33 protein-coding genes are annotated in these 25,444 nt (G+C 65.4%); 26 read left to right on the top strand and 7 right to left on the bottom strand.

All coding sequences use genetic code 11. From position 1 onward, the window contains the following. The first annotated feature begins 5 nt into the window (after window positions 1-5). From rpsC to rplQ, 21 genes are all read left to right on the top strand, one after another. Window positions 6-704 (top strand): 30S ribosomal protein S3, encoded by a 699-nt coding sequence (gene rpsC, locus NFU04_RS08390; RefSeq protein WP_146803729.1) that lies wholly within the window; start codon window positions 6-8, stop codon window positions 702-704. 15 nt (window positions 705-719) lie between these two features. After that, entirely contained in the window at window positions 720-1,133 is a 414-nt protein-coding gene (gene rplP / locus NFU04_RS08385) for a 50S ribosomal protein L16 (RefSeq protein WP_146803728.1), read from the top strand. After that, window positions 1,133-1,324 (top strand): 50S ribosomal protein L29, encoded by a 192-nt coding sequence (gene rpmC / locus NFU04_RS08380; protein ID WP_146803727.1) that lies wholly within the window; start codon window positions 1,133-1,135, stop codon window positions 1,322-1,324. Before rplP ends, rpmC begins: the two co-directional genes overlap by 1 nt. Before the next feature lies 1 nt (window position 1,325). Next, complete coding sequence (rpsQ, locus tag NFU04_RS08375) at window positions 1,326-1,586, top strand: 30S ribosomal protein S17 (RefSeq protein WP_089659633.1); 261 nt, start codon at window positions 1,326-1,328, stop codon at window positions 1,584-1,586. 55 nt (window positions 1,587-1,641) lie between these two features. Continuing rightward, window positions 1,642-2,013, top strand: a complete 372-nt coding sequence (rplN, locus tag NFU04_RS08370) for a 50S ribosomal protein L14 (protein ID WP_146803726.1) — start codon at window positions 1,642-1,644, stop codon at window positions 2,011-2,013. A 14-nt stretch (window positions 2,014-2,027) separates the two neighbouring features. Beyond that, entirely contained in the window at window positions 2,028-2,342 is a 315-nt protein-coding gene (gene rplX / locus NFU04_RS08365) for a 50S ribosomal protein L24 (RefSeq protein ID WP_146803725.1), read from the top strand. A gap of 18 nt (window positions 2,343-2,360) precedes the next feature. Beyond that, a complete protein-coding gene (rplE, locus tag NFU04_RS08360) occupies window positions 2,361-2,900 on the top strand; it encodes a 50S ribosomal protein L5 (protein ID WP_146803724.1) in 540 nt (179 codons plus the stop codon). A gap of 10 nt (window positions 2,901-2,910) precedes the next feature. Further along, window positions 2,911-3,216 (top strand): 30S ribosomal protein S14, encoded by a 306-nt coding sequence (rpsN, locus tag NFU04_RS08355; RefSeq protein ID WP_146803723.1) that lies wholly within the window; start codon window positions 2,911-2,913, stop codon window positions 3,214-3,216. Between the two features lie 30 nt (window positions 3,217-3,246). Further along, entirely contained in the window at window positions 3,247-3,639 is a 393-nt protein-coding gene (gene rpsH, locus NFU04_RS08350) for a 30S ribosomal protein S8 (protein ID WP_251309026.1), read from the top strand. A 9-nt stretch (window positions 3,640-3,648) separates the two neighbouring features. Next, window positions 3,649-4,179 carry a 50S ribosomal protein L6 gene (gene rplF / locus NFU04_RS08345; RefSeq protein ID WP_251309025.1) on the top strand — a complete coding sequence of 177 codons (531 nt, stop codon included), beginning with the start codon at window positions 3,649-3,651 and terminating at the stop codon, window positions 4,177-4,179. Between the two features lie 9 nt (window positions 4,180-4,188). Continuing rightward, window positions 4,189-4,539 carry a 50S ribosomal protein L18 gene (gene rplR / locus NFU04_RS08340; RefSeq protein ID WP_146803720.1) on the top strand — a complete coding sequence of 117 codons (351 nt, stop codon included), beginning with the start codon at window positions 4,189-4,191 and terminating at the stop codon, window positions 4,537-4,539. 12 nt (window positions 4,540-4,551) lie between these two features. Beyond that, on the top strand, window positions 4,552-5,052 hold the full coding sequence (gene rpsE, locus NFU04_RS08335) for a 30S ribosomal protein S5 (RefSeq protein WP_146803719.1): 501 nt from the start codon (window positions 4,552-4,554) through the stop codon (window positions 5,050-5,052). 6 nt (window positions 5,053-5,058) lie between these two features. Continuing rightward, a complete protein-coding gene (gene rpmD / locus NFU04_RS08330) occupies window positions 5,059-5,241 on the top strand; it encodes a 50S ribosomal protein L30 (RefSeq protein ID WP_146803718.1) in 183 nt (60 codons plus the stop codon). A 3-nt stretch (window positions 5,242-5,244) separates the two neighbouring features. After that, complete coding sequence (rplO, locus tag NFU04_RS08325; RefSeq protein ID WP_146803717.1) at window positions 5,245-5,679, top strand: 50S ribosomal protein L15; 435 nt, start codon at window positions 5,245-5,247, stop codon at window positions 5,677-5,679. Next, window positions 5,680-7,011: a preprotein translocase subunit SecY gene (gene secY / locus NFU04_RS08320; protein ID WP_146803716.1), complete on the top strand. Its 1,332-nt coding sequence runs from the start codon at window positions 5,680-5,682 to the stop codon at window positions 7,009-7,011. A 29-nt stretch (window positions 7,012-7,040) separates the two neighbouring features. After that, entirely contained in the window at window positions 7,041-7,154 is a 114-nt protein-coding gene (rpmJ, locus tag NFU04_RS08315; protein ID WP_008959154.1) for a 50S ribosomal protein L36, read from the top strand. Between the two features lie 126 nt (window positions 7,155-7,280). Further along, the gene (gene rpsM / locus NFU04_RS08310) at window positions 7,281-7,637 is read left to right on the top strand and encodes a 30S ribosomal protein S13 (RefSeq protein WP_146803715.1); all 357 of its coding nucleotides are present in this window, start codon (window positions 7,281-7,283) and stop codon (window positions 7,635-7,637) included. A gap of 40 nt (window positions 7,638-7,677) precedes the next feature. Then, entirely contained in the window at window positions 7,678-8,064 is a 387-nt protein-coding gene (rpsK, locus tag NFU04_RS08305; protein ID WP_146803714.1) for a 30S ribosomal protein S11, read from the top strand. Window positions 8,065-8,076: 12 nt separating this feature from the next. Then, entirely contained in the window at window positions 8,077-8,697 is a 621-nt protein-coding gene (gene rpsD, locus NFU04_RS08300) for a 30S ribosomal protein S4 (protein WP_251309024.1), read from the top strand. A 75-nt stretch (window positions 8,698-8,772) separates the two neighbouring features. Further along, the gene (locus NFU04_RS08295; protein ID WP_251309023.1) at window positions 8,773-9,771 is read left to right on the top strand and encodes a DNA-directed RNA polymerase subunit alpha; all 999 of its coding nucleotides are present in this window, start codon (window positions 8,773-8,775) and stop codon (window positions 9,769-9,771) included. 39 nt (window positions 9,772-9,810) lie between these two features. Continuing rightward, entirely contained in the window at window positions 9,811-10,203 is a 393-nt protein-coding gene (rplQ, locus tag NFU04_RS08290; RefSeq protein ID WP_251309022.1) for a 50S ribosomal protein L17, read from the top strand. Window positions 10,204-10,368: 165 nt separating this feature from the next. Here rplQ and uvrA read toward each other — a convergent pair whose 3' ends face one another. Further along, window positions 10,369-13,230: an excinuclease ABC subunit UvrA gene (gene uvrA / locus NFU04_RS08285; RefSeq protein WP_251309021.1), complete on the bottom strand. Its 2,862-nt coding sequence runs from the start codon at window positions 13,228-13,230 to the stop codon at window positions 10,369-10,371. A 217-nt stretch (window positions 13,231-13,447) separates the two neighbouring features. On the opposite strand from uvrA, the gene NFU04_RS08280 reads away from it, so the two are divergent. From NFU04_RS08280 to NFU04_RS08265, 4 genes are all read left to right on the top strand, one after another. Further along, on the top strand, window positions 13,448-14,824 hold the full coding sequence (locus NFU04_RS08280; RefSeq protein WP_251309041.1) for an MFS transporter: 1,377 nt from the start codon (window positions 13,448-13,450) through the stop codon (window positions 14,822-14,824). Between the two features lie 78 nt (window positions 14,825-14,902). After that, window positions 14,903-15,529 carry a single-stranded DNA-binding protein gene (gene ssb / locus NFU04_RS08275; protein WP_251309020.1) on the top strand — a complete coding sequence of 209 codons (627 nt, stop codon included), beginning with the start codon at window positions 14,903-14,905 and terminating at the stop codon, window positions 15,527-15,529. Between the two features lie 37 nt (window positions 15,530-15,566). Further along, the gene (locus tag NFU04_RS08270) at window positions 15,567-16,436 is read left to right on the top strand and encodes a sugar nucleotide-binding protein (RefSeq protein WP_251309019.1); all 870 of its coding nucleotides are present in this window, start codon (window positions 15,567-15,569) and stop codon (window positions 16,434-16,436) included. Then, window positions 16,433-17,209 carry a lysophospholipid acyltransferase family protein gene (locus NFU04_RS08265; protein ID WP_251309018.1) on the top strand — a complete coding sequence of 259 codons (777 nt, stop codon included), beginning with the start codon at window positions 16,433-16,435 and terminating at the stop codon, window positions 17,207-17,209. Before NFU04_RS08270 ends, NFU04_RS08265 begins: the two co-directional genes overlap by 4 nt. A 78-nt stretch (window positions 17,210-17,287) precedes the next feature. Here the strand turns inward: NFU04_RS08265 and fabB are convergent, their stop codons facing one another. Next, on the bottom strand, window positions 17,288-18,505 hold the full coding sequence (fabB, locus tag NFU04_RS08260) for a beta-ketoacyl-ACP synthase I (protein WP_251309017.1): 1,218 nt from the start codon (window positions 18,503-18,505) through the stop codon (window positions 17,288-17,290). A gap of 13 nt (window positions 18,506-18,518) precedes the next feature. Continuing rightward, on the bottom strand, window positions 18,519-19,034 hold the full coding sequence (gene fabA / locus NFU04_RS08255) for a 3-hydroxyacyl-[acyl-carrier-protein] dehydratase FabA (RefSeq protein WP_251309016.1): 516 nt from the start codon (window positions 19,032-19,034) through the stop codon (window positions 18,519-18,521). Window positions 19,035-19,219: 185 nt separating this feature from the next. Between fabA and NFU04_RS08250 the strand changes: the two genes are divergently transcribed. After that, entirely contained in the window at window positions 19,220-21,100 is a 1,881-nt protein-coding gene (locus tag NFU04_RS08250; RefSeq protein ID WP_251309015.1) for a putative bifunctional diguanylate cyclase/phosphodiesterase, read from the top strand. A 134-nt stretch (window positions 21,101-21,234) separates the two neighbouring features. Here NFU04_RS08250 and NFU04_RS08245 read toward each other — a convergent pair whose 3' ends face one another. From NFU04_RS08245 to NFU04_RS08230, 4 genes are read right to left on the bottom strand one after another with little or no spacing between them, the layout of a single operon-like run. Further along, window positions 21,235-22,503, bottom strand: coding sequence for an SAM-dependent methyltransferase (locus tag NFU04_RS08245; protein WP_251309014.1), 1,269 nt, complete (start codon window positions 22,501-22,503; stop codon window positions 21,235-21,237). After that, a complete protein-coding gene (locus tag NFU04_RS08240; RefSeq protein WP_251309013.1) occupies window positions 22,500-23,270 on the bottom strand; it encodes a DUF1365 domain-containing protein in 771 nt (256 codons plus the stop codon). Before NFU04_RS08240 ends, NFU04_RS08245 begins: the two co-directional genes overlap by 4 nt. After that, window positions 23,267-24,589: an NAD(P)/FAD-dependent oxidoreductase gene (locus NFU04_RS08235; RefSeq protein ID WP_251309012.1), complete on the bottom strand. Its 1,323-nt coding sequence runs from the start codon at window positions 24,587-24,589 to the stop codon at window positions 23,267-23,269. The genes NFU04_RS08240 and NFU04_RS08235 overlap by 4 nt, the downstream gene beginning before the upstream one ends. After that, complete coding sequence (locus NFU04_RS08230) at window positions 24,586-25,395, bottom strand: SDR family NAD(P)-dependent oxidoreductase (protein WP_251309011.1); 810 nt, start codon at window positions 25,393-25,395, stop codon at window positions 24,586-24,588. Before NFU04_RS08230 ends, NFU04_RS08235 begins: the two co-directional genes overlap by 4 nt. Window positions 25,396-25,444 lie beyond the last annotated feature (49 nt).

Below are 25,444 nucleotides of genomic sequence, written 5' to 3'. Positions count from 1 at the left end.
ACCAGATGGGTCAAAAAGTCAATCCAACAGGCATTCGGCTGGGTATCGTCAAAGACCATACCTCCGTCTGGTACGCCGAGCGCGGTGCCTACGCCGATAAACTGAATAACGACCTCGAAGTGCGCAGCTTCCTGGAGGAGCGTCTCAAGAACGCCTCCGTGAGCCGCATCACCATCGAGCGTCCCGCGAACAACGCTCGTATCACCATTCACACCGCTCGTCCGGGCATCGTGATTGGCAAGAAGGGCGAGGACGTCGATCGTCTGCGCCGCGAGGTCACCGCGATGATGGGCGTGCCCGTGCACGTCAACATCGAGGAAGTTCGCAAGCCGGAACTGGACGCCATGCTGGTGGCCCAGAACATCGCCGGCCAGCTGGAGCGTCGCGTGATGTTCCGTCGCGCCATGAAGCGCGCCGTACAGAACGCCATGCGCCTCGGCGCCGGTGGTATCAAGGTGCAGCTGTCCGGTCGCCTGGGTGGCGCCGAGATCGCTCGTACCGAGTGGTACCGCGAGGGTCGGGTTCCGCTGCACACCCTGCGTGCGGACATCGACTACGCCACCTTCGAAGCCCAGACCACCTACGGCATCATCGGTGTCAAGGTATGGGTCTTCAAGGGTGAAATCCTCGGGGGCATCGAAGAGGTTCGCGCCAAGGCCAAACAGCCGCAGGCCGCGCCCTCCAAGAAGAAAGGTTCCAGGTAAGGGGAGAGCGAGTCGATGTTACAACCTAAGCGCATGAAATTCCGCAAGATGCAGAAGGGCCGCAACCGTGGCCTGGCGCATCGCGGTAGCAAGGTCAGCTTCGGCGAGTATGGCCTCAAGGCCACCGGCCGTGGTCGCGTGACCGCGCGTCAGATCGAAGCCGGTCGTCGTGCCATCACTCGTCACGTGAAGCGTGGTGGCAAGATCTGGATCCGTGTCTTCCCGGACAAGCCGATCTCCAAGAAGCCCCTCGAAGTCCGTATGGGTAAGGGTAAGGGCTCCGTGGAGTACTGGGTCGCCCAGATCCAGCCGGGTCGGATCCTGTACGAGATTGAAGGTGTTTCTGAAGAGCTGGCTCGTGAGGCCTTCCGCCTGGCCGCTCAGAAGTTCCCGGTCTCCACCACCTTTGTGAAACGGACGGTGATGTGATGAACGCCCAGGAAATTCGTGAAAAGTCAGTCGAAGAGCTGAACGCACAGCTCCTCGATCTCCTCCGCGAGCAGTTCAACCTGCGCATGCAGAAGGCCACCGGCCAACTGAGCCAGACTCATCTGCTCAAGCAGGTCCGTCGGGATATCGCCCGCGTGAAGACTGTGCTCAACGAGAAGGCAGGTGATTGAGATGGCCGAAGAAAAGAAAGCCCGTACGCTCACCGGCAAGGTGGTGAGCGACAAGATGGACAAGTCCATCGTCGTCATGATCGAGCGCCGTGAGCGTCATCCGATCTATGGCAAGTACATGAAGCGCTCCACCAAACTGCACGCCCATGATGAGGCGAACCAGGCCAAGGCTGGGGATACGGTATCCATTCAGGAAAGCCGTCCGCTGTCCAAGAAAAAGGCCTGGACGCTGGTAGAAGTGGTCGAGCAGGCCAAGGGCTAAGGCTCGGCAAGCGACTTCGTAACCAGTGCAGTCAGATTAGGTTTGGAGAAAACCGATGATTCAGACTCAGACAATGCTGGATGTCGCCGACAACAGCGGGGCGCGCCGGGTGCAGTGCATCAAGGTGCTGGGTGGCTCACATCGCCGCTATGCCCGTGTCGGTGACGTCATCAAAGTCACGGTGAAAGAAGCCATCCCGCGTGGCAAGGTCAAGAAGGGCCAGGTGCTGAAGGCGGTGGTGGTTCGCACCCGTAGTGGTGTTCGCCGTTCCGACGGCTCGCTGATCCGCTTCGACGGCAATGCGGCGGTTCTGTTGAACAACACCAACGAGCAGCCGATTGGTACTCGTATCTTCGGGCCGGTGACTCGTGAGCTTCGTACCGAGAAGTTCATGAAGATCATTTCCCTGGCGCCCGAAGTGCTGTAAGGAGCGAGGCGGACATGCAAAAGATCAAACGTGACGATGAAGTGATCGTCATCGCTGGCAAGGACAAGGGCAAGCGCGGCACCGTCAAGCGGGTTCTCGAAAACCGCTTCGTGGTGTCCGGTGTGAACATGATCAAGCGTCACACCAAGCCGAATCCCATGGCTGGCAATCAGGGCGGTATCGTCGAGCGCGAGGCGCCGATTCACGCGTCCAACGTAGCCATCTTCAACCAGGAGACCGGTAAGGCAGATCGCGTCGGCTTCCAGGTTAAGGAAGACGGTTCCAAGGTACGTATCTACAAGTCGACGCAGACGCAGATCGACGCCTAACGCGAGTCGGGTAGCAAAATGGCGAACTTGAAAGAACGTTATCAGAACGAGGTGGTGGCTCAACTCAAAGAGCAGTTCAGCTACGCCAACGTGATGCAGGTGCCCCGAGTCACCAAGGTGACCCTGAACATGGGCATCGGCGATGCGACCAGCGATAAAAAGCTGATCGAAAATGCCATCGGCGACATGGAGAAGCTCTCCGGTCAGAAGCCGGTGATTACCAAGGCGCGCAAGTCCATCGCGGGCTTCAAGGTGCGTGAGGGCTGGCCGATCGGGATCAAGGTCACGCTGCGTAGTGAGCGCATGTGGGACTTCCTGGATCGCCTGGTGAACATCGCGATCCCCCGCGTTCGTGACTTCCGTGGTCTCAACCCGAAGTCCTTCGACGGTCGTGGCAACTACTCCATGGGGGTGCGTGAGCAGATCATCTTCCCGGAGATCGAGTATGATAAAATCGATCAAGTCCGTGGCCTGGATGTGACCATCACCACCACTGCCAACACCGATGAAGAAGGCCGTGCGCTGCTCAGCGCGCTGAACTTCCCGTTCAAGAAATAAGGGTGGGATCATGGCAAAGAAAAGCATGATTGAGCGCGAACTCAAGCGTACCAAGCTCGTTGCTAAGTACGCCGAGAAGCGCGCGGCTCTCAAGGCCATCATTAACGACGTCAACGCTTCCGATGAAGAGCGCTTCGACGCCACGCTGAAGTTGCAGCAGCTGCCGCGTGACTCCAGCCCGGTGCGTCAGCGTAACCGCTGCCGCGTCACCGGCCGTCCGCACGGCTACTACAACAAGTTCGGCCTCGGCCGTAACAAGCTGCGTGAAGCCGCCATGCGTGGCGATGTCCCTGGGCTCAAGAAGTCCAGCTGGTAAGCCACGTAGAAACATCAGGAGCGCAACGTAATGAGCATGCAAGATACGCTGGCGGATATGTTCACCCGTATCCGCAATGCGCAGATGGCCACCAAGGAGACGGTCACCATGCCGTCCTCCAAGCTCAAGGTTGAGCTGGCCCGCGTATTGAAGGAAGAGGGTTATGTCTCTGACTTCGCCGTCGCCGAAGGTGCTAAACCCGAGCTGACCATCACCCTCAAGTATTTCGAGGGCAAGCCGGTCATCGAGCACATTCAGCGGGTGTCCAAGCCGTCCCTGCGCCAGTACAAGGGCAAGGACGCGCTGCCGAAGGTCGCCGACGGCCTGGGCGTGGCGATCGTTTCCACCTCCAAGGGTGTGATGACCGACCGTGCCGCGCGTCAGGCTGGTATCGGTGGCGAAGTCCTCTGCACCGTATTCTAGGAGTTTGGAATGTCACGCGTAGCCAAATATCCGGTTAAATTGCCCGCTGGCGTCGAGTTCAAGCTCGACGGTGACCAGCTGAGCGTCAAGGGTGGCCAGGGCACCCTCTCCATGACCGTACACCCCGATGTGGTGATCGGTCAGGAAGAGGGCCAGGTGACCTTCGCGCCGAGCGAGTCCGCCAAGAGCTGGGCAATGGTCGGTACTACCCGCGCACTGGTCCAGAACCTGGTCACCGGTGTGTCCGAGGGCTTCACCAAGACCCTCGAGATCAATGGCGTCGGTTACCGGGCTCAGGCCAAGGGCCAGACGCTTAACCTGACACTGGGCTTCTCCCACCCGGTCGATTACACGCTGCCTGAAGGTGTGACGGCGGAAACGCCGAAGAACACCGTCGTCGTGCTGAAGAGCGCGGACAAGCAGAAGCTCGGCCAGGTCGCCGCGGAAATCCGCGCCTTCCGTCCGCCCGAGCCCTATAAGGGCAAGGGTATCCGGTACGGCGACGAGCAGGTCCGCCGCAAAGAAGCCAAGAAGAAGTAAGGCAGGGTTATGAACGCGAAGAAAGAATCTCGTCTCCGTCGTGCCCGCCGCGCTCGCGCCAAGATCCGCGAGCTGGGCGTGTATCGCCTGTGCGTCAACCGTACTCCGCGCCACATCTACGCGCAGATCATCTCGCCGGATGGTGGTAAGGTGCTGGCCAGCGCTTCTACGCTGGACAAGTCCCTGCGTGAGGGTGCGACCGGTAATGCCGACGCCGCCGCCAAGGTCGGTGCGCTGATTGCCGAGCGCGCGAAGGAAGCAGGCATCACCCAGGTGGCCTTCGATCGTGCTGGCTTCCAGTATCACGGTCGCGTCAAGGCTCTGGCCGACGCCGCTCGTGAAGGCGGCCTGGATTTCTAAAGGGTTTTTACGATGGCGAAGAACGAACAGCAAAACGGCGATCTGCAGGAAAAGCTCGTGCAGGTCAACCGTGTCGCCAAGGTGGTCAAGGGTGGCCGTATCTTCGGTTTCACCGCCCTGACCGTCGTGGGCGATGGCAATGGTCGTGTGGGCTTCGGTCGTGGCAAGGCGCGTGAAGTGCCGGTCGCGATCCAGAAGGCCATGGACCAGGCGCGCCGCAACATGGTCAAGGTGACCCTGGCTGGTCATACCCTGCAGTACCCGGTCAAGGCCCGTCATGGCGCCTCCAAGGTGTTCATGCAGCCGGCCTCCGAGGGTACCGGTATCATCGCCGGTGGCGCCATGCGCTCCGTGCTCGAACTGGCCGGCGTCCATGACGTCCTGGCCAAGTGCTACGGCTCCACTAACCCGGTGAACGTGGTGCGTGCGACCGTCAAGGGTCTCGCCTCCATGCAGTCGCCGGAAGACATCGCCGCCAAGCGCGGTCTGTCTGTCGAAGCGATCACGGGGTAAGACACCATGGCAGCGACACTCAAGGTTACCCAGGTCCGTAGCACCATCGGCATCCTGCCCAAGCACAAGGCCACCATGAAGGGCCTCGGGCTGCGCCGTATCGGTCACTCGGTCGAACTGGAAGACACCCCTGCCGTTCGCGGCATGATCCACAAGGTTAACTACCTTGTGCGTGTTGAGGGAGAGTAATCCATGAAACTCAATAGCCTGAGCCCGGCTCCGGGCTCCAAGCACGCCGAAAAGCGTGTTGGTCGTGGCATCGGCTCCGGTCTGGGCAAGACCGGTGGCCGCGGCCACAAGGGCCAGAAGTCTCGTAGCGGCGGCAGCGTCAAGCCCGGCTTCGAGGGCGGTCAGATGCCGCTGCAGCGGCGTCTGCCGAAGTTTGGCTTCACCTCCATGAAGTCCCTGGTCTCCGAAGAGGTTCGCCTCTTCGAACTGGCCAAGGTCGCGGGTGAGGAAGTCACTCTGGAGACCCTGAAGCAGGCCAACGTGCTCAAGGACGCCACGCAATTCGCGAAGGTGATCCTCTCCGGCGAACTGAACAAGGCGGTCACCGTTCGCGGCCTCAAGGTCACCAAGGGTGCCCGTGCCGCGATCGAAGCCGCCGGTGGCAAGGTAGAGGACTAAATGGCTAAGTCAGGAAACATGCCGGCGATGGGCAGCGGTCTGAGTGAACTGTGGGCGCGTCTGCGCTTCGTGCTCCTCGCCATCGTGGTGTACCGGATCGGTGCCCACATCCCCGTGCCCGGTATCAATCCTGACCAGCTTGCTGCCTTGTTCAGGGAGCAGCAGGGCACCATCCTGGGCATGTTCAACATGTTCTCGGGTGGCGCCCTGGAGCGCATGAGTATCTTCGCCCTGGGCATCATGCCCTATATCTCGGCGTCGATTATCATGCAGCTGCTGACCGCGGTCTCGCCCCATCTTGAGCAGCTCAAGAAGGAAGGCGAGGCCGGCCGCCGCAAGATCAGCCAGTACACCCGCTACGGCACCCTGGTGCTGGCCTTCGTTCAGGCCGTCGGCATGTCCGTCGGCCTGGCGGGGCAGGGCATTGCCTACACTGCCGACTTCAGCTTCTATTTCACCGCCGTGACCACCTTCGTGGCCGGGGCGGTGTTCATGATGTGGCTGGGTGAGCAAATTACCGAGAAGGGGATCGGCAACGGCATCTCGCTGCTGATCTTCGCCGGTATCGTCGCGGGCCTGCCCGGCGCCGTGGGGCAGGCCTTCGAGCTGGCCCGTAACGAAGGCGCCTGGAATGTCCTGCCGTTGCTGGCCCTGACGGTGCTGGGTGTGGCCACCGTGGCCTTCGTGGTGTTTATCGAGCGCGGTCAGCGTCGCATCACCGTGAACTACCCGCGGCGCCAGGTCGGCAACAAGATGTACGCCGGCCAGAGCAGCTACCTCCCCCTGAAGGTGAACATGGCCGGCGTGATTCCGGCGATCTTCGCCTCCAGCATCCTGCTGTTCCCGGCGTCTCTGGGGCAGTGGGTCAGCGCGGGGGAAGGGCTCGACTGGCTGCAGTCGGCTTCCCTGGCCCTGGGGCCTGGTCAGCCGCTGTACATCTTGCTTTTCGCCGCGGCGGTGGTATTCTTCTGCTTCTTTTACACAGCGCTGGTCTTCAACCCCAAGGACGTTGCCGACAACCTCAAGAAGTCGGGAGCCTTCCTGCCGGGGATTCGGCCCGGCGAGCAGACCGCTCGCTATATCGATAAGGTCATGACCCGTCTGACCTTCTTCGGTGCCATCTACATCACTGCGGTTTCCCTGATGCCCCAGTTCCTGATCGTGGCGTGGAACGTGCCGTTCTTCTTCGGCGGTACCTCGCTGTTGATCGTGGTAGTGGTCATCATGGACTTCATGGCTCAGGTGCAGTCACACCTCATGTCGCACCAGTACGAGTCGGTGATGAAGAAGTCCAACCTGAAAGGCTACGGTAGCGGCGGCATCATGCGCTAAGGCGCGCCGTACGTGAATTGGAGAGAACGATGAAAGTTCGAGCTTCCGTAAAGAAAATGTGCCGTAACTGCAAGATCATTCGTCGCAATGGCGCCGTGCGTGTCATCTGCAGCGAGCCGCGGCACAAGCAGCGTCAGGGCTGAGCCCTGACGGCTGCGACTCACCGGGTGCCGGCATACCCCTTGCCCTCTCGAGGGTAAAGGGGTATGCTGTTGCGCCTTTTGTAGTAGACCCAATCGAGCAAGCCGCTCAAATTTCGGAGAAAGCTGATGGCCCGTATTGCAGGCGTCAATATCCCGGACAACAAGCATGCGGCGATCTCGCTGACCTATATCTTCGGGATTGGCCGCACTCGTGCACAGGACATCTGTGCCGCGACCGGCATCGCGCCGACTACCAAGATTCAGGAGCTCTCCAGCGACGAGCTGGACACCCTGCGTGCTGAAGTCGGCAAGTACACCGTTGAAGGTGACCTTCGTCGTGATGTGACGCTGAACATCAAGCGTCTCATGGACCTGGGTTGCTATCGTGGTCTGCGTCATCGTCGTAGTCTTCCGCTGCGTGGTCAGCGTACCAAGACTAACGCGCGTACCCGTAAGGGCCCGCGTAAGCCGATTCGCAAATAATTACGCACGTTCTGGCGTTTAGACAGGAAGAAACATCAACATGGCTAACCCGCGTAGTAACCGTAAAAAGGTGAAAAAGCAGGTGGTGGATGCGGTTGCCCACATCCATGCCTCTTTTAACAACACGATCGTGACGATCACAGACCGCCAGGGCAATGCTCTCTCCTGGGCAACTGCCGGTGGTTCGGGTTTTCGTGGTTCTCGCAAGAGCACCCCGTTCGCTGCTCAAGTGGCAAGCGAACGTGCAGCGACCGCTGCAGCCGAGTATGGTGTAAAGAACGTCGACGTGCTGGTCAAAGGCCCCGGTCCGGGCCGTGAGTCCGCCGTGCGCGCACTGAATGCCGCCGGTTTCCGCGTGCAGAGCATCACCGACGTGACGCCCATTCCCCACAATGGCTGCCGTCCGCCGAAGAAACGCCGCGTTTAAGGAGACAGACTCATGGCTCGTTATATTGGACCGAAGTGCAAACTGTCTCGTCGTGAAGGCACCGACCTCTTTCTGAAGAGCGGTGTCACTCCCTTCGAGAAGAAATGCAAATCCGAGCAGATCCCGGGTGTGCATGGCCAGCGCCGTCAGCGTCTTTCCGACTACGGCTTGCAGCTTCGCGAGAAGCAGAAGGTACGTCGTCTCTACGGCGTCCTCGAAAAGCAGTTCCGCAGCTACTACAAGGAAGCCGCCCGCCGCAAGGGCGCGACCGGTGAGGTGCTGCTGCAGCTGCTGGAATCCCGACTGGACAACGTCGTCTACCGCATGGGCTTTGGCTCCACTCGCGCCGAATCGCGCCAGCTGGTCAGCCACAAGGCCATCGCCGTGAACGGCCGTACCGTCAACGTGGCCTCCTACCAGGTCAAGCCCGGTGACGTGGTGTCCGTTCGTGAGAAGGCCAAGAACCAGGCGCGCATTCAGACTGCGCTGTCCATCGCCGCCAACCGCGGTGACATCGCCTGGATCGACGTCGACTCCAAGAAGATGGAAGGCACTTTCAAGGCTCTGCCTGAACGCGGCGACTTGTCTGCCGACATCAACGAAAACCTGATCGTCGAGCTGTACTCGAAGTAAGCCGCATCGCCGGGTGCCTGACGGTGCCCGGCCCACGAATTCGAGTATCCGTTTGGCAGCCTGAAAGGTGTTCTTATGCAGCGTTCAGTGACAGAGTTTCTCCGTCCTCGCGATATCAAGGTCGAAGAGATCAGCGCGCATCGTGCGAAGATCGTGCTCGAGCCCTTCGAGCGCGGCTTCGGCCATACCCTGGGGAATGCGCTGCGTCGTATCCTGCTCTCGTCCATGCCCGGCTGTGCCGTGGTGGAAGCCGAGATCGCCGGTGTCGAGCATGAATACAGCGCGATCGAAGGGGTCCAGGAAGATGTGATCGAGATCCTCCTCAACCTGAAGGACGTGGCGATCAAGATGCATAGCCGCGATGAGGCGGTGCTCTCGCTGAACAAGCAGGGCCCGTCCGTCATCACCGCGGGTGATATCGCCGTCGATCACGATGTCGAGATCGTCAATCCCGAGCACGTCATCGCCCACGTCAACGAAGGCGCCGAGCTGAAAATGCAGCTCAAGATCGCCCGCGGACGCGGTTACGAGCCGGCGGATGCTCGCGAGAGTGCGGATGATGAGTCACGCGCCATCGGTCGCCTGCAGCTGGATGCGACCTTCAGCCCCGTGCGTCGTGTTTCCTATGCCGTCGAGGCCGCGCGTGTCGAACAGCGCACCGACCTCGACAAGCTGATCATCGATCTGGAAACCGATGGCACCCTGGATCCGGAAGAGGCGATCCGTCGCAGCGCCACCATCCTGCAAGAGCAGCTGAGTGCGTTCGTCGACCTGGAAGCCGACAAGGAACAGGAAGTGGTAGAGGAAGAGGATCAGATCGATCCCATCCTGCTGCGCCCCGTAGACGATCTCGAGTTGACCGTCCGCAGTGCCAACTGCCTGAAGGCCGAGAACATCTACTACATCGGTGATCTGATTCAGCGTACCGAAGTGGAGCTGCTGAAGACGCCGAATCTCGGCAAGAAGTCCCTGAATGAGATCAAGGACGTGTTGGCGGCACGCGGTCTGTCCCTGGGCATGCGCCTGGAAAACTGGCCGCCGGCCAGTCTGAAGGACGACAAGGCCTCCGCGTGAGTGTCGACTCGAGTCCCAGTTTGGTAAGGAATCACAACCATGCGTCATCGTAAGAGTGGTCGCCACCTGAATCGTACGAGCTCGCACCGCAAGGCCATGTTCAAGAACATGTGCGTTTCGCTGGTCGAGCACGAAGTGATCAAGACAACCCTGCCCAAGGCCAAGGAACTGCGTCGTCATATCGAGCCGCTGATCACCCTGGCCAAGCAGGACAGCGTTGCCAATCGTCGTCTGGCCTTCAGCCGCACCCGCTCCAAGGAAGCGGTCGGCAAGCTCTTCAACGAGCTGGGTCCGCGTTACGTCGAGCGTCCGGGCGGTTACGTCCGTGTCCTCAAGTGCGGTTTCCGCACCGGCGATAACGCCCCCATGGCCATCGTCGAACTCGTCGACCGTCCGGTCGCCGAGGAGGTCGAGGAAGCCGCCGAGGAGTGATCCCCGGTGGGCCCCGGCCCGGCAATGACAGAAAAACCGGCTCCCTTCGGGGGCCGGTTTTTTGGGCTCTTCGCAGATCAGCGTGACGCCGGAAGGCACATCGCCCCCATGGCCTTGCCATGGGGGCGATTCACATCAGGCTACTATCCAGCTTCCAGCTTGCTGTCAGGCCGTGGCCTCGGTCTTGGCTTTCAGGGCCTTGGCGCGTTCCAGCAGTGGCCTGAGGAAGCGCCCGGTATGCGAGACCTCCATCTCGGCGACCCGCTCCGGGGTGCCCTCGGCGATGATGCGCCCGCCGCCGGAGCCACCCTCGGGGCCCAGGTCCACCAGCCAGTCGGCGGTCTTGATCACGTCCAGGTTGTGCTCGATCACCACGATGGTATTGCCGTGGTCGCGCAGCCGGTGGAGCACCGTCAGCAACTGGCGGATATCCTCGAAGTGCAGCCCGGTGGTGGGCTCGTCGAGGATATACAGGGTCTTGCCGGTATCGCGCTTGGCCAGCTCCCGGGCCAGCTTGACCCGCTGGGCCTCGCCGCCGGACAGCGTGGTGGCGCTCTGCCCCAGGCGGATATAGGAGAGGCCCACGTCCATCAGGGTCTGCAGGCGGCGGGCGATGGCCGGCACCGGCGAGAAGAATTCCAGCGCCTCCTCCACGGTCATGCCCAGCACCTCGTCGATGCACTTGCCCTTGTACTGCACCTCCAGGGTCTCGCGGTTGTAGCGCTTGCCCTTGCAGACGTCGCAGGGCACATAGATATCCGGCAGGAAGTGCATCTCCACCTTGATCATGCCCTCGCCCTGGCACGCCTCGCAGCGTCCGCCCTTGACGTTGAAGCTGAAGCGCCCCGGCTTGTAGCCCCGCGAGCGGGCCTCCTGAGTGCCGGCGAAGAGCTCGCGGATCGGCGTGAAGATGCCGGTGTAGGTGGCCGGGTTGGAGCGCGGGGTGCGGCCGATGGGGCTCTGGTCGATATCGATCACCTTGTCGAGCCGATCGAGCCCCTCGATGCCGGCGTAGGGCGCCGGGGTCAGGGTGGTGGCGTGATTGAGCTCCCGGGCGGCGATGGGCATCAGCGTCGAGTTGATCAGCGTCGACTTGCCGGAGCCGGAGACCCCGGTGACGCAGATGAGCAGCCCCAGGGGCAGCTCCAGGGTGACGTCCTGGAGGTTGTTGCCGGTGGCGCCGGTGAGGCGCAGCACCTTCTGCGGGTTGCCGGGAATCCGGTAGGGCGGCACCTCGATGCGTCGGGTGCCGGCCAGGTACTGGCCGGTCAGGGAATCGGGGTTAGCGGTCACCTCGTCCGGGGTGCCCTGGGCGACGATGCGCCCGCCGTGGACGCCAGCGCCGGGGCCGATATCCAGCACATGATCGGCGGCGCGGATGGCGTCCTCGTCGTGCTCCACCACGATCACGGTGTTGCCCAGGTCGCGCAGGTGTTCCAGGGTCTTGAGCAGGCGGTCGTTGTCGCGCTGGTGCAGGCCGATGGAGGGTTCGTCGAGGATATACATGACGCCCACCAGGCCGGCGCCGATCTGGCTGGCCAGGCGGATGCGCTGGGCCTCGCCACCGGAGAGGGTCTCGGCGCTGCGCTCCAGGGTCAGGTAGTCGAGGCCCACGTTGACCAGGAACTCCAGGCGGGCATGGATCTCGTTGACGATCTTCACGGCGATCTCGCCGCGACGCCCTTCGAGCGTCAGCCGGCGGAAGTAGTCCCAGGCCTCGCCGATGGGCAGGCGCACCATCTCCGGCAGGGTGCGCTCGTCGATATAGACGTGGCGCGCCTCCTTGCGCAGCCGCGAGCCGTGGCAACTGGGGCAGGGCTGGACGGCGATATAGCGGGCCAGCTCCTCGCGCACCGAATTCGACTCGGTCTCCCGGTAGCGGCGCTGTATATTGGGCAGGACCCCTTCGAAGGGGTGTTCCCGGGTCACCCGGCGGCCCCGGTCGCCGACGTAGTCGAAGGCGATGGGATCATGACCGCTGCCGTGGAGGATCACCTCGCGCTCGTGGCGGGCCAGCTCCTGCCAGGGGGTCTCCAGCTCGAAGCGGTAGTGAGCGGCCACCGCCTGGAGCTGGTTGAAGTAGTAGACGCTGCGGCGATCCCAGCCCTTGATCACCCCTTCGGCGAGCGACAGCTCCGGATGGCTGATCAGCTTCTCCGGGTCGAATACCTGCTGCACACCCAGACCATCGCAGCTCGAGCAGGCGCCGGCCGGGTTGTTGAAGGAGAACATGCGCGGCTCGAGCTCGGAGATGGAGTAGCCGCACACCGGGCAGGCGAAGCGCGCCGAGAAGGCGATATCCTCTCGCTCGCCCTCCATGAAGTGCACCATGGCCACGCCGTCGGCCAGGTTGAGGGCGGTCTCGAAGGACTCCGCCAGGCGCTGGGCCAGCCCCTCGCGGACCTTGATGCGGTCCACCACCACGCTGATATCGTGCTTCTTGTTCTTGTCCAGGGGCGCCAGGTCGTCCAGCTCCAGCACCTGGCCGTCGATCATGGCGCGCACGAAGCCCTGGGCGCGCAGCTCGGCCAGCAACTGCAGGTGTTCGCCCTTGCGGCCGGAGACCACCGGGGCCAGCAGCATCAGCTTGCTTCCCTCGGGCAGGGCCAGCACCTGATCGACCATCTGCGAGATGGTTTGGGCCTCCAGGGCCTCGCCATGCTCCGGGCAGCGCGGGGTGCCGGCGCGGGCGAACAGCAAGCGCAGGTAGTCGTAGATCTCGGTGATGGTACCCACGGTGGAGCGCGGGTTGTGGGAGGTGGACTTCTGTTCGATGGAGATCGCCGGCGAGAGCCCCTCGATATGGTCGACGTCGGGCTTCTCCATCATCGACAGGAACTGCCGGGCATAGGTGGAGAGGGACTCCACGTAGCGGCGCTGTCCCTCGGCATAGAGGGTGTCGAAGGCCAGCGACGACTTGCCGGAGCCGGAGAGGCCGGTCACCACGATCAGCTTGTCGCGGGGCAGGTCGACGTCGATATGCTTGAGGTTATGGGTGCGTGCGCCCCTCACCAGGATCCTGTCCATTACCACCTCGCGGTGCGTGCAAAACCTCGATTATACGGCCTGCCCCGAAGCCCCGGCAAAGCCGCCCGGCGCCGGGCTGGCATCGACGGTTAGCGCCCCTTGGCTATTTCCGTGTTACGGCTATGGCCTCGTGCTTTCCCCCGGTGGGGGCGAGCCGCTAGAATATGGGCCTCCACGACGGCGGCCCTGCCGTCGCTACCGCTTCCTGGAATTCGCTATTCGCATGGTCTCTCGCCTGTTACGCGCCACCGAGCGCCGTGCCATCGTCGGCCTCTCCGGCCTCTACGCCACCCGCATGCTGGGCCTGTTCATGGTGCTGCCGGTGCTGGCCCTCTATGCCGGCGAGCTGGAGGGGGCCACGCCGCTGCTGATCGGCCTGGCCCTGGGGGGCTATGGCCTGACCCAGGCCATCCTGCAGATTCCCTTCGGGCTGCTCTCCGATCGCCTGGGGCGCAAGCCGGTGATCGCCTTCGGCATGCTGCTCTTCCTGCTCGGCAGCCTGGTGGCGGCCAGCGCCGACAGCATCGCCCTGGTGATCCTGGGGCGCTGCCTGCAGGGCAGCGGCGCCGTGGCCGCCGCCATCATGGCGCTGCTGGCCGACCAGACCCGGGAGGAGGTGCGCACCGCCGCCATGGCCAGCATCGGCCTCTCCATCGGCGTGGCCTTCGCGGTGGCCATGGTGCTGGGCCCCTGGCTGGCCGCGGCCTTCGGCCTGGGGGCGATCTTCTGGGTCACCGCCGCCCTGTCGCTGGTGGGGCTGGTGGTGCTCTGGGGCCTGGTGCCTCGGGCCCCGCAGCGCCGCCATCGCGACGTGGGGCTGGACCGCGCCCAACTGCGTAGCGTGCTGGGCCGTGGCGACCTGCTGCGCCTGGACTTCTCCATCTTCGCCCTGCACCTGCTGTTGATGGCGCTGTTCGTGGCGATCCCCCTGCGCCTGCTCGACGCGGGCCTGGCGGTCGAGCATCATGGGTGGGTCTATCTTGGCATCATGGGGCTGGCCTTCGTCGGCATGGTGCCGTTGGTGATCATCGCCGAGAAGCGCCGCCGCATGAAGACGATGTTCCTGCTGGCGGTGGCCGGGCTGGGGCTATGCAGCCTGGGGCTGGGCCTGGCCGGGGAGGGGCGCTGGGGCCTGCTGGGCTGGCTATTGGGCTTCTTCGTGGCCTTCAACCTGCTCGAGGCGACCCTGCCGTCGATGCTCAGCAAGCTGGCGCCCGCCGGTGCCAAGGGCACCGCCATGGGGGTCTACTCCACCGGGCAGTTCCTGGGGGCCTTCCTGGGTGGCGTCCTGGGCGGGGCCCTGGTGCAGTGGGGCGGGCTGGAGGCGGTCTTCTATGGCGCGGCCCTGATCGGCCTGCTATGGCTGGGGGTGATCGCCGGCATGGCGCCGCCACCGCACCTCTCCAGCGAGGTGGTGGCCCTGGGCGACGAGCCCCAGGACGCCCTGGATTCATTGATGGAGCGCCTGGCCGAAGTGGCCGGCGTCGAGGACGTACTGGTCGTGCCGGAGGAGCGGGTCGCTTATCTCAAGGTGGACCGCCAGCGGCTCGACAGCGAGGCCCTGGCCCGAGTGGCCGGGAAACGAGAAGAGTAAGCGACTCCGCCCTCCGGGGCGGAGCCTACCCGAACCGAGGTGGGTGCCCGTGGGCGCCCCGCAATCGAGGAGTCAACTATGGCCCGTGGTGTCAACAAGGTCATCCTGATCGGCAACCTGGGACAGGATCCGGAGGTGCGTTTCCTGCCTTCCGGTAACCCGGTGGCCAACCTGCGTATCGCCACCACCGACAGCTGGACCGACCGCCAGAGCGGCCAGCGTCAGGAACGTACCGAATGGCATAGCGTGGTGCTCTTCAACAAGCTGGCGGAGATCGCCCAGCAGTACGTCAAGAAGGGCTCGCGCATCTATATCGAGGGGCGCCTGCAGACTCGTAAGTGGCAGGGCCAGGACGGCCAGGACCGCTACAGCACCGAGATCGTCGCCAACGACATGCAGATGCTCGACAGCCGCGGTGGTGGCCAGGGCGGGGACTATCAGCAGCAGGGCAACTATGGTGGCGGCATGCCCCAGCAGGGCGGCTATGGCGGTCAGGCCGGCGGTTATGGCAATGCCCCCCAGCAGCCGGCTCCTCAGCCCGCACCCCAGCAGGGGGGCTATGGTCAGCAGCCGCCGCAGCAACCCCAACGGGCGCCGCAGCAGCCGCCGGCCCAGCAGCCCCCGGCCCAGGGCGGTCAGGGCAACAATTATGGCGCGCCCAACCCGGGCAACTTCGACGACTTCGATGACGAGATCCCGTTCTAAGCAACGCAGCACATCGATGGGCAGCGGAGGCGCTTGAGTGAAGCTATTGATCCTGGATGCCGGGCATTGCCTGAGCCTGGCGCTGGTGCGCCTGGCCAGCCGGCGCGGCGATACCGAGCTGGTGATAGAGCCGGGGCTCGAACTGAGTCCCGCACGGCTGGCCGAGGTGGCTCCGGATGCCTTGGTGATTCCCCCCATGGCGCAGCCGATCAGCGCCGAGCCGGCGGCGGTGCAGGCCCATGCCGAGGCGGTGGAGTCCTGCCTGTCGGCCTGCGCCGAGGCGGGGGTGCCCCTGGTCTGGTGCGTCTCGGATCAGCTCTACGAGGACGGCCATGAGACCGCCATCGACGAGCATGTGATTCCGGCGCCCCGGGACGAGAGCCTGCGCCGCCTGATCACCACCGGCGATCGCATTCGCGAGGGCTTGCCGCGCCACCTGATTGTGCGCCTGGGGCCCTTGTTCGCCCTGGACGGCGGCCATGCCTGGCTGGGTGAGCTGCTCGAGCGCCTGATGGCCGGGGAGGAGATTCGTGCCGCCGAGGACGTGATCTTCTGCCCGACCTCGGCGGACGCCGCGGCCATGGCCCTGCTCGGCATGCTCCAGCAGCAGCACTGCGGCGCCGACGCCTGGGGGGCGTATCACCTGGCGGGGACCGAGCCGGTCAGTGCCTACACCTTCGCCTCCCTGGTGCGTACCCAGTTGGAGACCCGCCTGGCGGGGCTCGGGGAGTCGGTGGCCCTGGGGCCCATCAAGGCCCTGAATCACCACCACGACCAGCCGCTGCGCCGGGTGCTCAACTGTCGCCGGGTGCTGGAGGCCTTCGGGGTGCACCAGAAGCCCTGGCGCCTGGAGGTGGGGCTGATGCTCGACGCCTGGTGCAAGGCACGCCAGGAGGTGGAAGCATGAACCTGGCGCGCAGCCTGCTCTTCTATGCCGGCTACTTCCTGGCCATGCTGGTCAGCGGGGTGCTCTTCCTGCCGCTGGCCCCGCTGCTGCCGTTACGGGATCGCTATCGTCTGCTCAATCTCTACAACCACTTTATCCTGGCCTGGTTCCGGCTGGCCTGCGGAGTGCGCTACGAGATCGAAGGGCGCGACCGCCTGCCGTCGGGCCCCTGCGTGATCCTCGCCAACCACCAGTGCGAGTGGGAGACCATCTACCTGCAGATCCTCAAGCCGCCGGTCTGCACGGTGCTCAAGCGGGAGCTGCTGCGGATTCCCATCTTCGGCTGGGGGCTGCGCCTGCTGCACCCCATCGCCCTGGATCGCTCCAAGCCGGCCCGGGCCATGAAGCAGGTGCTCAGCCAGGGCAAGCGGCGCCTGGAGGAAGGGCTCTCGGTGCTGATCTTCCCCGAGGGCACCCGGGTGGCCCCGGGCCAGCGCAAGCGCTACAACAAGAGCGGGGCGGTGATCGCCTGTCGTGCCGGGATGCCGGTGGTGCCTGTGGCGCATAACGCCGGGGAGCGCTGGCCGGGGCGTCACTGGGTCAAGAACCCGGGGACCCTGCGCCTGGTGGTGGGGGAGCCCATCGACACCGCGGGGCGCACGCCCGAGGAGGTGCTGGTGGAGACCGAGGCCTGGATCGAGGCGCGCCTGGCGGAGATCTCCGAAGTGCCGCGGCCGCAGCCGGCGGAGTCCGCGCCCAAGGGGGCCGAGTCCACGGCCAGGGTACAGGAGTGACCGGCTAGGCGAGACGACTCGCGACCTACAAGAACGGCGCCCCAGGGGGCGCCGTTCTTGTGTCGGGGCGAGGAGGCCTTAGCCCTCGAATTTCTCCAGCACCAGGCAGGCGTTGGTGCCGCCGAAGCCGAAGCTGTTGGAGAGCACTCGCTTGACCGCCACGCCGTCGCGACGCTGGGTGACGATATCGAAGCCGTCGGCCTGGTCGTCGAGGGTCTCGACGTTGGCGGAGGCGGCGATGAAATCGTTCTCCATCATCAGCAGCGAGTAGATCGCCTCCTGCACGCCGGTGGCGCCCAGGGAGTGGCCGGTCAGCGACTTGGTGGAGCTCATCGCCGGGGTGGTGTCGCCGAAGACCTCGCGGATCGCCTTGAGCTCGGCCACATCGCCCACCGGCGTGGAGGTGCCGTGGGTATTGATGTAGTCGATGGGGCCATCGACGCCGGCCATGGCCTGGCGCATGCAGCGCACCGCGCCCTCGCCGGAGGGGGCGACCATGTCATGACCGTCCGAGGTCGCGCCATAGCCGACGACCTCGGCATAGATGGTGGCGCCGCGCGCCTTGGCGTGCTCCAGCTCCTCGAGCACCAGCATGCCGCCGCCGCCGGCGATGACGAAGCCGTCACGGGCCTGGTCGTAGGGCCGGGAGGCCTGCTCCGGGCTCTCGTTGTACTGGGTGGAGAGGGCGCCCATGGCATCGAAGAGGCACGACAGGGTCCAGTGCTCCTCCTCGCCGCCGCCGGCGAAGACCACGTCCTGCTTGCCCAGTTGGATCTGCTCCACGGCGTTGCCGATGCAGTGGGCCGAGGTGGCGCAGGCGGAGGAGATGGAGTAGTTGACGCCCTTGATCTTGAAGGGGGTCGCCAGGCAGGCGGAGACGGTGCTGCCCATGGTGCGGGTGACCCGGTAGGGGCCGACCCGGCGCAGGCCTTTCTCGCGCATCACGTCGGCGGCCTCGACCTGGTTGGCGCTGGAGGCGCCGCCGGAGCCGGCGATCAGGCCGGTGCGCTCATTGGAGACCATCTCCGGGGTCAGGCCCGAGTCTTCGATGGCCTGGGCCATGGAGACATAGGCGTAGGCGGCCGCGTCGCCCATGAAGCGGCGCAGTTTGCGGTCGATCAGGGCGTCCAGGTCGATATCCACGGCGCCGGCCACCTGGCTGCGGAAGCCGCGTTCGGCGTATTCATCCTTGAAGCGAATACCGGAGCGCCCGGTCTGGAGCGCCTCGAGCACCTGATGACGGTCGTTACCGAGGCAGGACACGATGCCCAAGCCGGTGACTACCACTCGTCGCATGGGAGCCTCCTGGTCAGAAATTCGCGGTGGAGGTGAACAGGCCGACGCGCAGGTCGTTGGCCTGATAGATATCACGGCCGTCGACGGACACGGTGCCGTCGGCGATGCCGAGGATCAAGCGCCGGGTGATGATGCGCTTGATATTGATTCGGTAGGTGACCTTCTGGGCATCCGGCAGGATCTGGCCGGTGAACTTCACCTCGCCACAGCCCAGGGCACGACCGCGGCCCGGGTGACCCAGCCAGCCCAGGTAGAAGCCGACCAACTGCCACATGGCATCCAGGCCCAGGCAGCCGGGCATCACCGGGTCGCCGGGAAAGTGGCAATCGAAGAACCACAGGTCCGGATGGATATCGAGCTCGGCGATCAGCTCGCCTTTGCCGTGCTCACCGCCCTCCTCGTGGATACGGGTGATACGGTCGAGCATCAGCATATTGGGTGCCGGCAGCTGGGCATTGCCCGGGCCGAAGAGTTCACCTTGGCTGCATGCCAGCAGCTCATCGCGGCTGAAGGAGTGTTGCTTGATCACAGAGTCGTTCCGAGAGTCGCAGTTTTTATAGGCCGCATGCATCACGGCACTAGGCATTCTACTTTCCGGCGGCGGCGATTGCACGTTGCGACGAAAGCAGATTAAAGCTTGCTCATCAAGCGCCGATAGCTTTTCCTAACGGGTGGCGCCTGCCATCACACTCTTTCAATCTCCGGGTCGATCCTATGTGGCCTAGTTTTACGCTCGACCGTCCCCTGATCTGGGGCGGCCTGATCGCCATGTCGGTCATCGGTTGGTTGCCCAACCTGTGGCTGCGCCTGGTGGCCATGGTCATCATGTTGCTGGGCCTGATGGACCTGTGGCGTCAGGTGAGTCGGGAGGGGCAGCGTCGTCGGCTGCTGGAGAGTGCCCTCCAGCTCTCCGCCGATGGCGTGGTGATCTGCGATGCCAATAACCGTATCGTCGCCATCAACCCCGCCTTTACCCGCATCACCGGGTACAGCGTCGATGAGGTACTGGACAAGCCGATGTCGATGCTCGCCTCCGAGCGTCAGGACAAGGCCTTCGATGAGCGCTTCCGTCAGGCCCTCCAGGGGCAGGGGCGCTGGGAGGGCGAGGTATGGAGTCGCCGCAAGCATGGCGATCAGTACCCGGAATGGCTGCGGGTCCAGGTGCAGGCCGATGCCAAGGGGCGCATCACCCACTATGTCTCCCTGTTCACCGATATCTCCCGCCACAAGGCCCGGGAGCAGGACCTGCAGCGGATCGGCTTCGAGGACCCGTTGACCGGCCTGCCCAACCGCCGGCGCCTGCATGACCTGATGGGCTCGCGGCTGCGCTCCCTGCGTGCCGGCGAGACGCTGGACATGGCGCTGATCGATATCGATGCCTTCAAGTCGGTCAACGATGCCCTGGGCGTCGACAAGGGCGATCGCCTGCTGGCCAACTTCGCCCAGCGCCTGGCGCGCCAGGTGGCCGGCGGGGTGGTGGGACGGATCGGCGGCGACGAGTTCCTGGTGATGCGTACCACCACCTTCGATGACCATGATCGCTGGGTCGAGGAGCTGCGCGAACACCTGGGCATGCCCTTCGAGCTGGAGGGGCAGACCCTGCGCCTGGGGATCACCATCGGCAGCTGTCGGGGCCCGGAGGATGGGCGCGATTCCGGGGTGCTGTTCCAGCGCCTGGAGTCGGCGCTCTATACCGCCAAGCGTCATGGCCGCAATCAGCATCAGCGCTTCCGGCCGGCCCTGGACGTGGCGGGGGATCACCAGCTGGCGCTGGTCAACGCCCTGCGCAACGCCCTGGCCACCGGCACCCAGCTGGAGCTCTTCTATCAGTCCCAGCATCGCATCGACAACGGCGGGCTGGTGGGCTTCGAGGCGTTGCTGCGCTGGCGTCACCCGGAGCTGGGCATGGTCTCGCCGGCGGATTTTATCCCTCTGGCGGAGCGCCATGGCCTGATGGTGTCCCTGGGGCGCTGGGTCATCGAGCAGGCGGTGGGGCAGCTGGCCAGCTGGCGGCGCGCCGGCATGCCGGCGGTCCCGGTGTGGGTCAATATCTCGGCGCTGCAGCTGATCCAGGGGGACCTGGAGGCGCAGCTGGCCGCCTGCCTGACCGAGTTCAAGGTGCCGCCCCGGCTGCTGGGGCTGGAACTGACCGAGTCGGTGCTGCTCGACGAGCGGGCGGGGGATATCTATCCGCGCCTGGCGGTGTTGCAGGAGCGGGGCCACCAGATCGCCATCGATGATTTCGGCACCGGCTACTCCTCGCTGAGTTACCTCAAGCGCCTGCCGGTGGACAAGCTCAAACTCGACCGCGCCTTCGTGCGCTCCCTGCCGGAGGATCCGGCCGATGCCTCCATCGTCGCCGCGGTGCTGGCCATGGCCGAGGGCCTGGGCCTGGAGGTGGTCGCCGAGGGGGTCGAGGAGAAGGCGCAGCTGGAGTATCTGGCCAGCCATGGTTGCCCCATGGTGCAGGGCTTCATGTTCTCGCGGCCGCAGCCGGCGGCGGAGGTGGAGGCGGCCTGGCTGACGCCGCCTCCACCTCCGCCCGGGCCGCCTCCGGCCTCCGCTACCCTGTCAGAGGCGATCCAGGCAGGTTGATCAGGCGGGTTGATCAAGGCCCCGCGCGCCTCGTCGTGCCGTGCGGGGTGAGGCTCGACCCCAGGCGTCGACACAGCCACCAGCAGAGCCGGCCCCCGAATTCAGCCATAGTCGCCAGGTCATCCCGGGGTTTATCAGGGCTGCCCGACCATAGGCGCGGGGCGCGCCCCCGGCTTGGCCAGCAGCAGATGGCAGGTGCCGATGCTGCGCTCCAGGAAGCCCCCCTCGCAGTAGCAGAGATAGTAGCGCCACATGCGAATAAAGCGCTCGTCGTAGCCCAGGGCGCGGACTCGCTTGAGGTTGGCCTCGAAGCGCTGGCGCCACTCGCGCAGGGTGCGCGCATAGTGGGGGCCGATCTCGTCCAGGGCCAGCACGTTCAGGGAGCTGGCGCGGCGCATGGCGTCGAGGATGGCGCCATGGGAGGGCAAGAAGCCGCCGGGGAAGATATAGCGCTTGATGAAATCCATCTCGCGCTTGGCGGCCTCGAAGCGCTGATCGCGGATGGTGATGGCCTGGAGGATGGCCAGGCCGTCGTCGCCGAGCAGGCGATCCAGGGTCGCCAGGTAGGTCTCCAGGTATTGATGGCCCACCGCCTCGATCATCTCCACCGAGACCAGGCGGTCGAAGCGTCCCTCCAGTTGGCGATAGTCCTGCTTGAGCAGGGTGATGCGCTCTTCCAGTCCCTCCTCGGCGATGCGTCTGGCAGCATGCGCGTACTGCTCCTCGGAGATGGTGGTGGTGGTGACCCGGCAGCCGCGTGTCTTGGCGGCATGGATGGCCAGGCCGCCCCAGCCGGTGCCGATCTCGAGCAGGTGATGCTCGGGGCGCACGTCCAGACGCTCCAGCAGCAGGTCGAGCTTGTGGGTCGAGGCCTCCTCCAGGCTCGCCTGGGGGTGGGGGAAGACGGCGCTGGAGTACATCCAGTGGTGCCGGTCCAGGAAGGTGGCGAAGAGCGCGTTGCCCAGGTCGTAGTGGGCGGCGATATTGCGCCGGGAGCCCGCGAGGCTGTTGCGCTGCAGCCGGAGCAGGGCGCCGAGCAGCCAGCGCCCCAGCCGTGCGCTGCCGGTCTCGATCTCGCCATTGACCCGCTCCAGGTTGCTGGCGAAGAGGCGCACCAGGCTGACCAGGTCGTCGCACTCCCAGTCGCCGTCCATATAGGCCTCCGCGGCCCCCAGGGTCCCGCCCAGGGCCAGGCGCCGCCAGGCCCGTGGGTCGCGGATCACCAGGGTGGCCTGGAGCGGGCCTCCGCGCCCCAGGAGCCGGCGGCGATCCGCCTCCACCAGGGTCAATTGGCCGCCCTCCAGCCGATCCAGCTGGTGCAGCAGGCGATCCTTGAGCCAGCGCCCCAGGCGGTCGTCGCGGCTCGGGGCGGGGCGGTCTTCGGCGGTGCGCCATGTGTTCACTGGGAGGTCTCCTTGCGCTGGGGGTGGTCATGCACCGGGACGCCCTTGAGCCATAGGCGCAGGGCCTCCAGGTGAATGCCGGCCCGGGTCTTGAGATTCATCAGCGGTTGGCGGGCCAGGGCGGCCAGCAGGGCGCCGCGGGTGGCGGGGCGGGCGCCGAGGGTCAGGGTGGCATCGAAGTGACGCTCCCCCGCCCGGTGGTTCTCCATATGCATCAGCAAGCGCTCCCCGGGGGCGTTGAAGCGCCAGCGGTAGGTCATGTCCATGGGGTTGAAGGGGGAGACATGCATCGCCTTGGCGAACTCGGCCCGGTGCTGGTGACGCCCCGGCGTGACCCGGCAGGCATAGGTGGTGCGCTCGCCCCAGGGGGTATTGCTTACCTCGCCGAGCAGGGCGCGCAGCTCGTCCGCGGCGTCGTAGGCGTAGTAGAGGGTGATGGGGTTGAAGCCGCTGCCCAGGGTGCGCAACTGGGTAAGCACGCAGATGCGGCCGTCGGGGGCCTCGCCCAGCTGCTCGCGCAGGGCGCGGCGCACCGCCTCCGCCAGGGGCAGGTCGTGGGGGGCCAGGTAGTCCTCGCGGCGAAAGCGCGCCAGGGCCGGACCGCGGGCGCTGAACCCTGGCACCCCGTCGAAGAGTTCGGGCAACTCGGCCAGGTCCAGCCAGGCCATCCACAGCCGATAGGTGAAGGCGTGGCGACGGGGCAAAAAGCGGCGATGGCGCAGCTCGCCCCGGTAGATGCGTGAGCGCAGCCGGTCGGCGGGAATCATGCCAGGCCCTCGAGCGTCTCGCGCCGGGGGGCGTCGGCTTCCTGGCAGCCCAGCGCCTCGGCGACGCGCAGGGCGCTCCAGACGCCATCCTCATGGAAGCCATTGCGCCAGTAGGCGCCGCAGAAATGGGTGTGGCGCACGGGGCCCGAGATCTCGGCGTGGCGCGCCTTGGCCGCCTCGCCGGCCAGGGTGAACTGGGGATGGGCGTAGCGGTAGCGACCGAGGATCTTGGCCGGGTCGATGCTGGCGGTGTCGTTGAGGGTCACGCAGAAGGTGTGCGGCGCCTCCAGGCGCTGGAGAATATTCATGTCATAGGTCACCGAGACCCGCGCCGCCTCGCCGCGACCATCCAGGCGGTAGTTCCAACTGGCCCAGGCGCGCCGGCGACGCGGCAGCAGCCGCGTGTCGGTATGCAAGACCACCGCGTTGTCCTGATAGGGCAGGGCGGAGAGCACCTGGCGCTCCGCGGGACTGGGATCCTCCAGCAGCGCCAGGGCCTGATCGGCATGGCAGGCCAGCACCACCTGATCGAAATGCTCGAGTCCCGCCGGGGAGCGCAACTGGACGCCATCCGCTCGGCGACGGATGCCCCTGACCGGGGTGGCCAGGCGGATTCGCTCGGCATAGGGGGCGGTGAGTGCCGGGATATAGCTGCGCGAGCCCCCCACCAGGGTGTACCACTGGGGGCGGTCATTGAGCGACAGCAGGCCATGGTTGCGGAAGAAGCGCAGGAAGAAGACCAGCGGGAAGTCGCGCATGTCCCCCAGGCTGGCCGACCAGATGGCGGCACCCATGGGCAGCAGGTATCGGTGCTGGAAGTCGCGTCCGTAGCCGTTGGCCGTCAGGTAGTCGCCTAGGGTCAGGTCGGCGGGCAGTTCCCCCCGCTCCAGGTCCCGCAGCGCCTGGCGATTGAAGCGCAGGATCTGCGCCAGCAGCCGATAGAAGCGCGGCCGCAGCAGGTTGCCGCGCTGGGCGAAGAGCGACCCCAGGGTATGGCCGTTGTACTCGAAGTCGACGCCGAGCTCATGCACCGAGAAGCTCATCTCGGTGGGCTGGGAGGCCACCCCCAGGCGGGCCAGCAGGCGCCGGAAGTGGGGGTAAGTCCAGTCATTGAAGACGATAAAGCCGGTGTCGATGGCGTAGTCGCGGCCATCGAGGCGGATGTCCATGGTGGCGGTATGGCCGCCGAGGCGCTCCTCGGCCTCGAAGAGGGTGACCCGGTGGCGGCCGGAGAGGTACCAGGCGGCGGCCATGCCGGCGATGCCGCTGCCGACCACGGCGATATGCTGGGGCGCCTCGGGGGCGAAACGGGTGGTCATGGGCGGCGCTCCGCTGATGAGTCCGGTGAGTGAGCCGGGGCGCGACTCAGGCGCCTGCCGATTCGATGCCTCAGGCCGACGGGCAGGAGGCCCAGCAGCTTGAGCCAGAGGGTGAGGCGACGCGGGAAGTGGATGTCCAGGCGGTGCGCCTCCAGGCCGGCGACGATGATTCGGGCGGCGGCCTCCGGCTCGACACGGCATGGCATGGGGAAGTCGTTGCGGTCGGTGAGCGGCGTGCGCACGAAGCCGGGGTGGATCAGGCTGACGTCGATGCCCTCGGCGTCCAGGTCGAGACGCAGGGACGCCAGGAAATGGCTGAGCGCCGCCTTGGACGCCCCATAGGCCTCGGCGCGGGGCAGCGGCAGGTAGGCGGCGGCGCTGGAAGTGGCGGCCAGCAAGGGGGGGGCGCCCTCGCGGCGGGCCCGGCGCAGCAGGGGCAGGGCCGCCTCCACGCAGTAGATGGCGCCGAAGAGGTTGGGCGCGAAGACCCGCTCGACCAGGGCGCTGTCGAAGGTCCGGGCATCCAGGTATTCGCAGGTGCCGGCGTTGAGAATGGCCCAGTCGAGGCCGCCGAAGGCCGATTCGAGGCGGCTGGCGGCCTCGCGTACCGCCTCCCGGTCGCTCACGTCCAGGGGCAGGCAGAGCGCCTGGGGGTAGGGAGCGGCCAGCTCGTCCAGGGCCTCGGGGTTGCGGGCGCTCAGCGCCACCCGGTGGCCCGCCTCGAGCAGTCGGCGGGCCAGGGCCAGGCCGATCCCGGAAGTGGCCCCGGTCAACCAGATGCGGCGTGTCGTCTTGGAATCGCTCATGGCTCCCCGTCCTGCGTGGTGTCAGCGTCACTCGCTGATACGCAATCGG

It is taken from the genome of Halomonas sp. NCCP-2165, assembly GCF_023708045.1.
In the GTDB taxonomy this organism is placed as follows: domain Bacteria; phylum Pseudomonadota; class Gammaproteobacteria; order Pseudomonadales; family Halomonadaceae; genus Bisbaumannia; species Bisbaumannia pacifica.
The sequence above is the reverse complement of the archived record's forward strand: the minus strand, read 5'-3'. Positions and strand labels throughout refer to the sequence as shown.